Consider the following 207-nt stretch of genomic DNA (forward strand, 5'->3'; position numbering starts at 1 on the left):
CGGGTAATTGTAGATCTCCCCGTTGAACACAACCGCCAGACGGCCATCCTCGTTGAACATGGGCTGGGGACCGCCGTCCAGGTCAATAATGGCCAGCCGCCGGTGCCCCAGTGCCGCACGGGCGTCGGCATACAGCCCTTCCCCGTCCGGTCCCCGGTGACGGATCAGTTCCGCCATCGCCTGCACGGTGCGGCGTGCCTGGGACGG

1 pseudogene is annotated in these 207 nt (G+C 67.1%); it reads right to left on the reverse strand.

The window, feature by feature from the left end:
• Window positions 1-177, reverse strand: a pseudogene (locus H6B10_RS17875) (asparagine synthase B); the annotation flags it as partial.
• Window positions 178-207: the final 30 nt, after the last annotated feature.

The sequence above is a fragment of the Gemmiger formicilis genome, assembly GCF_016901605.1.
GTDB lineage: Bacteria > Bacillota > Clostridia > Oscillospirales > Ruminococcaceae > Gemmiger > Gemmiger formicilis_B.